Annotated in this window: 9 protein-coding genes; 7 read left to right on the top strand and 2 right to left on the bottom strand. The window is 33.6% G+C overall.

Annotation, left to right across the window (positions count from 1 at the left end; all coding sequences use genetic code 11):
• Window positions 1-208: 208 nt before the first annotated feature.
• Window positions 209-490 carry a helix-turn-helix domain-containing protein gene (locus tag IP023_RS14370; protein ID WP_241791091.1) on the top strand — a complete coding sequence of 94 codons (282 nt, stop codon included), beginning with the start codon at window positions 209-211 and terminating at the stop codon, window positions 488-490.
• A 1-nt stretch (window position 491) separates the two neighbouring features.
• Entirely contained in the window at window positions 492-1,742 is a 1,251-nt protein-coding gene (locus IP023_RS14365) for a type II toxin-antitoxin system HipA family toxin (RefSeq protein WP_241791090.1), read from the top strand.
• A gap of 358 nt (window positions 1,743-2,100) precedes the next feature.
• On the opposite strand, the gene IP023_RS14360 is transcribed toward IP023_RS14365, so the two are convergent.
• Window positions 2,101-2,526: a hypothetical protein gene (locus IP023_RS14360; protein WP_241791089.1), complete on the bottom strand. Its 426-nt coding sequence runs from the start codon at window positions 2,524-2,526 to the stop codon at window positions 2,101-2,103.
• Between the two features lie 620 nt (window positions 2,527-3,146).
• Here IP023_RS14360 and IP023_RS14355 point away from each other — a divergent pair.
• The 5 genes from IP023_RS14355 to fic all read left to right on the top strand — a co-directional run bounded on the left by IP023_RS14355 (window position 3,147) and on the right by fic (window position 6,116).
• Window positions 3,147-3,365 carry a Fic/DOC family N-terminal domain-containing protein gene (locus tag IP023_RS14355; RefSeq protein WP_241791088.1) on the top strand — a complete coding sequence of 73 codons (219 nt, stop codon included), beginning with the start codon at window positions 3,147-3,149 and terminating at the stop codon, window positions 3,363-3,365.
• A 45-nt stretch (window positions 3,366-3,410) separates the two neighbouring features.
• Complete coding sequence (locus tag IP023_RS14350; protein WP_241791087.1) at window positions 3,411-3,722, top strand: Fic family protein; 312 nt, start codon at window positions 3,411-3,413, stop codon at window positions 3,720-3,722.
• Between the two features lie 144 nt (window positions 3,723-3,866).
• Window positions 3,867-4,454 carry a hypothetical protein gene (locus IP023_RS14345; RefSeq protein WP_241791086.1) on the top strand — a complete coding sequence of 196 codons (588 nt, stop codon included), beginning with the start codon at window positions 3,867-3,869 and terminating at the stop codon, window positions 4,452-4,454.
• A gap of 183 nt (window positions 4,455-4,637) precedes the next feature.
• Window positions 4,638-5,087, top strand: a complete 450-nt coding sequence (locus tag IP023_RS14340; RefSeq protein WP_241791085.1) for a GNAT family N-acetyltransferase — start codon at window positions 4,638-4,640, stop codon at window positions 5,085-5,087.
• 156 nt (window positions 5,088-5,243) lie between these two features.
• A complete protein-coding gene (gene fic / locus IP023_RS15980) occupies window positions 5,244-6,116 on the top strand; it encodes a protein adenylyltransferase Fic (protein WP_241791084.1) in 873 nt (290 codons plus the stop codon).
• A gap of 394 nt (window positions 6,117-6,510) precedes the next feature.
• On the opposite strand, the gene IP023_RS14330 is transcribed toward fic, so the two are convergent.
• A complete protein-coding gene (locus IP023_RS14330) occupies window positions 6,511-7,737 on the bottom strand; it encodes an IS256 family transposase (RefSeq protein WP_241791083.1) in 1,227 nt (408 codons plus the stop codon).
• Window positions 7,738-7,755: the final 18 nt, after the last annotated feature.

Below are 7,755 nucleotides of genomic sequence, written 5' to 3'. Positions count from 1 at the left end.
GTCAATGAATTATATAGTATAAAATTGAGTTAATATTTATTCTTGATAAATGTGCTATCTTATATTACCAGGAAATACGCAAAATGACTGTAGGTAAATAGTTTACTCTCATTCTATTTTGTCATTCAATATTATTATTATTATTATTATTATTATGATTGTTATTTCAAACATAATTTGTATTTTTGTATGAAATAACAATCAAAATATGAGGAAACAGATTGTTCTTCCAAAGTTTCAGATACTCTTAGAGCAAATGGGGGAAAATATAAAGCTTGCTCGAAAACGTCGTAAGTTAACAGCGGTACAAGTTGCCGAGCGTGCGGGCATTGCTCGTTCTACGTTGTATCTTATAGAAAAGGGAGATTCAAGCGTTGCTATGGGATCCTATTTTAATGTATTACGTGTTTTAGGTTTACAAGAAGATGTATTGAAATTAGCTTCAGATGATGTTTTTGGTCGTAAGCTTCAAGATCTAGAATTATTATAATATGTCGGTTAATAAAACAGATATCTACGTTTATGCAGATTGGCAAGGCTTAGTCCAGCCAACTTTAGTGGGTGTATTGTCAGCACATCAAGCTAAGGGACGAAAAGCCTTTAGCTTTGAATATGATAGGAATTGGTTAACAACAGATTATCAACGATTAATAGATCCCGATATACAATTTTATTCTGGTCAACAATTTCCGAATAACAAGGAAAACTTTGGTATCTTCTTAGATAGTATGCCTGATACTTGGGGGCGGACTTTAATGAAACGTAGAGAGGTTCAGTTTGCAAGAAGTCATACAACAAAACCTAGAACGCTATACGATATAGACTTTTTATTAGGTGTTTATGATGAAACTCGAATGGGTGCTTTTCGTTTTAAGTTAGATCCTTTGGGAGATTTCTTAGATAATGACTCAGAAAAGGCTACACCTCCGTGGTCTACTGTTCGAGAATTACAACAGGCGGTTCAGTATTACGAAGAAGATACGGATAATGAGGCTATGAATAAATGGTTGAAGCTTCTTATCGCTCCAGGATCCTCTCTGGGAGGAGCAAGACCTAAAGCAAATATTGTAGATGATTATAATGAGTTATGGATAGCGAAGTTTCCATCAAAGAATGATACTATTGATAAGGCTGCCTGGGAGTTTTTGCTCTATAAATTAGCGATTAATGCAGGGATTGAAATGGCCGAATGTCGTTTAGAGAAAGTTATTGGAGATTTTCATACCTTTTTTACAAAACGATTCGATAGGGTAGGAAAAGAGAGATTGCATTTTTCATCTGCAATGACTATGACAGGTAATACGGAAGAAACGATAAAAAGCAGTCCTGCAAGTTATCTAGATATTGTAGAATTTATTCAAGATCATGGTTTTAATATAGATGCTAATTTAGAGCAATTATGGCGACGTATTGTGTTTAACATATCTGTATCTAATACTGATGACCATCTTCGTAATCATGGTTTTATCCTGAATGAAGAAGGTTGGCAATTATCTCCAGCTTATGATTTAAATCCATCAATCGATAAAGATGGATTAGCACTCAATATTGATATGTATAATAATGATTTAGACATTGATTTAGCCAAAAGTGTGGGAGAGTATTTTAGACTAGATACTATAGCAATGAGCAAAATACAGGAGGAAGTAATGACTGCTGTGCAACAATGGGAACAGCTAGCTAAAGAAATTGGCATATCACGTTCAGAACAAGAGCTTATGCGAGCAGCATTTCGTATTTAATGTAAGGTTTTTGAACAGGTTGAAAAATAGGGAAGTCTACCAAAATGGTAAGGCTACAATTCTATCTATATTGAAAAATGTTATTGTATAACAGATAATCTCACAAAATGATCCCAAGCTTTGTTATAGGCTCCTGACGCACTCCTGTGTGCTCCACTTTGCCATCAAGTAAGATTCTTGGGGTCGTGAATATTTAACCCAACTCTATTAAAATGCTGTTGAAAACGCTGTGCTTGTGGGAAAATATGGTGTGCGTCCATTCCTACGCCACTCTTACCAGTTAGCACCTGCAAATTATGCCTGTAATTACTTGCTGTAAAAGACTTAAATGCATTCGTTCCCCCCTCAGCGGCAACTACTATTTATCCTCTCTAAACTTTTTTGCAATTATTTTTATTTCACTTCCAGTTGAAGCTGTTTTTATTATAAAACAGGGTAATGCTTCTTTCAATACCCCACTCCATTTTTCAGTAAATCTCACGATGTCTATATCGTCATCTGAAGCTATGTATGCTTCATAAATAGATTCTTCTGCTATAACACCAAAGTTCATGTCCATTCTGAGCCAATAAACATCTTCAAATAAGATTTTGCTTATTCCTGTATCATACCAATCAATTTCAAATGAAATCGTGTCGTTTTCACCCGGATGATTTCTATCGATTTCAATTTTCTTAATAACTGAATCGTGCCAATATAATTCATTAAATTCCATAATTTGTTTTTTTTTAGCGTTACTACCATGGCCATCTTGAGATATCAAAAATGTGTTCTTTCCCTCCATTTAAATGAAAGTGACTAACATTCGGCCCTTTCATGTTAACAGGAGTGGGAGGATCTATTCTAACTTTTGATTGAAACTTTCCGTTTATTATTTCACCAAAATTTGAACTACGAAATTTATTTTCGACAAAATTGCCAGGAATTTTTGCTCCTTTAGGAAGTACAACTCCTTCCTTCGTAACCAGAAAAACTTTACTTTCAACTTCTGTTACCGTCTTAGCGGCTTCTCCCTGGAGTATCTACCTTTGCTGTGACGAATTACTTGAGTTCGAAATTACTGTTTTTGTCCCTTCAGTAAATCTTCGTAAACTAATTTAGTAAAAAACTATAGTAGTTTTACGATACGAAAAATATTATAGACGTTATTTAAAAGTAAATACCGTTTATAGTAGATTGTGTATTCTTAAAGAAGTGATATTTTGGTCGGTATTAATCTCAGAAAAGGTTCAATTTAGTTTGAAGACGTACAGTTGATGTTGCCCTTTTTAAAACTAGGGTTTATTGAGGTTAATTTATATTTCTGTAACAGGAATAATTTTTATAGTCGAATGTTGAATGAGAGTATTTTTTGTTATTTTACCCTTGTTTGAAACATGGAAGTAAAACTTACTCTTATATGATATGAGCAAATTTGATCGAAGAGTTCCATATAATGATTTACCTTTATTACCTCCAAATGTAGATATTGAGACTAAAGCAATTCTACGTAAAACAATTTTAGCAGGTCGTGCCTTAACTCAACTTAATGGGATGTTATTGAATTTACCTAATCCTGCTTTATTTCTTGATACAATTTATCTTCAAGAAGCAAGAGCAAGTTCAGAGTTAAAAATATTATAACACCCCATGATGACCTTTTTGTTGTATTTAAAAGTTTCTGGACTCATGGAAGTTCCTGCAATCTATTTGAATGATTATATTATTCAGAACAAAAGTAAGTATTATACTAAATTGCAAGGTGTGACGAAAAATAACAATTGGGAAGACTATATTTTTTATATGTTAGATATGATTGAACATACTGCATTGAAAGGATTAGATCGTCTAAGTCTAATTACTCATGCTATGGAGGAAATGACTGCAAAGATTAAAGAAAAGCTTCCAAAAATATATTCTAAGGATTTGATAGAGATATTGTTTCGATTACCGTACACTAAACGTCAAAATCTCATTGAGGAGAACTTAGGTAGAGTATAAACTGTTGGTAATTAATTAATTGTATTAGCAGAAAGTGGAATCCGTAAAAGTTGGTACAGAAAAATTGTATTTGAATCAAAAACTATTGACAATACTAGAAGGGAAATAGCTTTTAATATCAATACAGATAATAAATAATATGCAATGACAGAAAAGCAAATTGAAAGAATAAAGCTGAAGATCAATAAGTATAAAAAGGCACTTTTGTTGGATAAGAAGCAATGGGGAGGTTGGCATCGTGATGGCCAAGGAATAAGGTATTTGATTCCAGCGCTCTATATTCAAATATCCGACTTCAAAGGAGCTATGCGGTATTTTAATTGGTTTAATAAGAATTTTCCTGATGACAGTTGTTATCCGATTTTTTTATTTGAATGGACATTTGTTCTGTTTAAAAGTAATAAACTTAAAGAAGCAGAATTTAAACTTCATTTAACCTTTTTTTCAAATACGTATTTGTTAGATAAGTTTCTTGAAAAGGAATTTTTGGATTTTGATAAAAATGAAAGTTCAAATTGGGAGTTTAAAAGCATTGCAGAAGACCTTAAGTACAATATGAATGATCCTGAATTTATAGATTTTGCAAATTGGGTTTCAGGAAGGCTTCAAACAAGAGTATTTTTAGATAAGGCCAATAGGTTTATTGAGATCGAAAAATTATTGAAAGATAAACCAGTAGGAGCTAAGAGAACCAAGCTTGTCAATGAATTATATAGTATAAAATTGAGTTAATACTTATTCGTGATACAATATAATGTGTTCTCGTATATTAGCAGGGGTTTGTGAGACTTCACAATAATGTAAAATAGGCTGTTTAATATGATTAGCGCCTCTATTTGTATATTAGTTTCACTAACAAAACAGTTAGCTGTATTATTATGGTAGACTACGAATTTAAAAGATTAAAAGAACCTCATGTATACAATTATTAGGACAAATTCAGATAACTTAGATTTTCAAAAGTTAATAATCGAACTTGATAAAGATTTAGCAATAAAAAATGGTGAAATAAATAACTATTTCGCTCAATTCAATAAGATTAATCTAATAAAGTATGTAGTTGTTGCTTATGAAGCCAACAAGCCTATTGGTTGCGGAGCAATAAAGGAATACGGAAATGGTGTAATAGAAATAAAGAGAATGTTTGTATCTGATGAGATGAGAGGGAAGGGTGTTGCAGGAAAAATACTTATTGAATTACAATCTTGGGCTAAAGAATTGGGTTATAGTAAATGTATTTTAGAAACGGGTGACAAAATGATTGAGGCTATTGGTTTATATAAGAAAAATAATTTTGTAGTCATTCCAAACTATGGACAATACTCAAATATTGAGAGTAGTATTTGTTTTGAAAAAACATTATAAACAAATAAATAACACATCATACAATATAAGTAACTGTTGGAACTGATGAACAAAATATAGCTTATAATTAGAATATCTACATATATTTCTAATCTAATCCAGATTTAGTAGAAAGATGTGTTATTTTTGTATGTATATATAACATAATTAAGATTAATGTCTAAAGTTTCCATTCGATTTTTTGATGACCGTGAGGTACGTGCTATTTGGGATGATGAACAGAGTAAGTGGTGGTTTTCAGTATTAGATATCATAGCCGTATTGACGGGACAAGATGACTATGCGAAGACACGGAACTATTGGAAATATCTTAAAGCGAAGCTAAAGAAAGAGAATAGTGAAGTGGTTAGTGTCACTACCCAGTTGAAATTTTTAGCACCAGATGGTAAAAATAGGTTGGCAGATGTATTGGATTATGAGGGTATTGTTTTATTGGGCAAAACTTTTCCTGGAACCAAAGCTAATCGTTTTATGGAATGGTTTACCTATAGTGATGAGACTATAGATGGTAAAAGTAAATCTAAAGCTTATGCTTTATTTGAAAGTTCATTTATAGATAGCATAGAAGTCGGTACGGTAAAAGGTTTACAACAAATCCATGCTTATTTATTTGGTGGCTTGTATAATTTTGCAGGACAAATTCGTGACAAGAATATTGCTAAAGGTGGATTTCAATTTGCAATGGCACAATTTCTACCCAATACATTGAAGGATATAGAGGCTATGCCAGATCGTACTTTTGATGAAATCGTAGATAAATATATAGAAATGAATATTGCGCATCCATTTATGGAAGGTAATGGTCGAAGTACACGTATTTGGTTAGATTTGATGCTAAAAAGATCACTTAAAAAAAGTGTGGATTGGAGTAAGATCACTAAAAATGATTATCACCAAGCCATGATCAAAAGTGTAATCGATAGCCAAATGCTAAAATCTGCCTTAAGCTTATCTTTAACAAAAGATATTCATAGTCGAGAGATGTTTATGAAAGGAATCGACTACTCTTATTATTACGAAGAAAATTAGAATTTTAACCAATAGCATTGTTCGAGTGCGTATATCAAAAATATAACATATACAATTTTAGATAGTTTAGGGTAAATTATCTATGTTGTAGAAACAATATCTAGGTCGGAATTAATCTCAAAAAAGGTTCAAGAAGGATAGAATAACAAGCTGTTGTGATAGTTAAGTTATATATGGGCATTATTAAATTGTTTGGTTATATATCTAAAGTCCATGATTATTAAAATATTTGTAATGTAATTTTAAACTAATTGTTTTAATCAAAAGGTGTTTTTTAAAATATTCTCTAAAGAGTATTTAGGTAATATAGATTTATTTTGAGATAGGGAGTGTAAAATAAACTGTGTCACTTGTTCAATTACCGCCCCGCGGGGCGGTAATTGAACAAGTTTGTTTACTGCAAATCTAACACCATTCTTCCCGGAAACCAAATTGCTAATTTCTGTGCAGTTGTTCCCCAATTTGCCAGTGGCATCGTCCATTTCTTCTTAATATTTTTATGTGCTAGATAAATCAGTTTCATTAGTGCCATATCCGAGGTAAATGCTCCCTTGGTCTTGGTTACTTTACGAACCTGACGATGGAAACCTTCAATAGTGTTGGTGGTGTAGATCAATTTTCGAATAGATTTATCATATCTAAAATAGGTAGTCAAACGATCCCAGTTGCGCCGCCACGAATCGATGACCACAGGATACTTTTCACCCCATTTATCCTGAAGTTCATCCATCCGTAGTTCAGCAAGATTCAATGTGTCAGCCTGGTAGACAGGCTTTAGATCGTTCATAAACTCCTTTTGGTCCTTACTAGCTACATACTTTAAGCTGTTACGGATCTGGTGTACTACACAAGTCTGTACTTCAGTGTTAGGAAAAACACTCTGTATCGCTTCTGAAAACCCTTTTAGATTATCGATGCAGGCAATCAATATGTCCTCTACACCCCGGTTCTGTAAATCGGTCAGTACGCTCAACCAAAAGTTAGCACCTTCATTCTCCGAAACATACATCCCCAAAAGATGCTTATGTCCGTTTCGGTCAACACCAAGAATATTGTATACAGCCCGGGAAACAAACCGATGGTCTTCTTTAACCTTGTAGTGCATGGCGTCCATCCATACAATCGTATAAAGAGAGTCTAGACTTCTTGACAGCCACTCCTTGACCTCAGGAATGATTTTATCGGTAATGGAAGAAAGTGTACTGTGGCTGATGTCTGTGTCGTACATTTCCTTGATGTGATTCGAAATATCACGCAGACTCATACCTAGACCATACATACCTAAAATCTTCTTCTCCAGGCTCTCGGCTAAAATCGTCTCGCGTTTCTTAACCAGCTGGGGCTCGAAGTTAGATCGACGATCTCGCGGAGTATCGATGTCAATCGTACCATCGGAAGTCCGAATAGCTTTGGTGCTTTTGCCATTACGCCGATTACCAATGGAGCGTTGGGCTTCATCCATATAGCTCTCCATCTCAGCTTCTAGCGCTGCTTCTAAAAATTTCTTCATTAAAGGAGCAAAAGCGCCATTCTTGCCATAAAGCGATTCGCCACTGCGTAATTGCTCTAGGGCTTTGTCCTTCATGGACTCAAAATCAAAATCGTTCTCGTGGATACTCATAATTACTATGTCAAAAAT

It is taken from the genome of Sphingobacterium rhinopitheci, from assembly GCF_022627575.1.
Classification (GTDB): domain Bacteria; phylum Bacteroidota; class Bacteroidia; order Sphingobacteriales; family Sphingobacteriaceae; genus Sphingobacterium; species Sphingobacterium rhinopitheci.
The sequence above is the reverse complement of the archived record's forward strand: the minus strand, read 5'-3'. Positions and strand labels throughout refer to the sequence as shown.

Coding starts and splice junctions, on each gene's coding strand:
- IP023_RS14370 (WP_241791091.1), top strand. CDS start 209: ATGAGGAAACAGATTGTTCTTCCAAAGTTTCAGATACTCTTAGAGCAA.
- IP023_RS14365 (WP_241791090.1), top strand. CDS start 492: ATGTCGGTTAATAAAACAGATATCTACGTTTATGCAGATTGGCAAGGC.
- IP023_RS14360 (WP_241791089.1), bottom strand. CDS start 2,526: ATGGAGGGAAAGAACACATTTTTGATATCTCAAGATGGCCATGGTAGT.
- IP023_RS14355 (WP_241791088.1), top strand. CDS start 3,147: ATGAGCAAATTTGATCGAAGAGTTCCATATAATGATTTACCTTTATTA.
- IP023_RS14350 (WP_241791087.1), top strand. CDS start 3,411: ATGGAAGTTCCTGCAATCTATTTGAATGATTATATTATTCAGAACAAA.
- IP023_RS14345 (WP_241791086.1), top strand. CDS start 3,867: ATGACAGAAAAGCAAATTGAAAGAATAAAGCTGAAGATCAATAAGTAT.
- IP023_RS14340 (WP_241791085.1), top strand. CDS start 4,638: ATGTATACAATTATTAGGACAAATTCAGATAACTTAGATTTTCAAAAG.
- fic (WP_241791084.1), top strand. CDS start 5,244: ATGTCTAAAGTTTCCATTCGATTTTTTGATGACCGTGAGGTACGTGCT.
- IP023_RS14330 (WP_241791083.1), bottom strand. CDS start 7,737: ATGAGTATCCACGAGAACGATTTTGATTTTGAGTCCATGAAGGACAAA.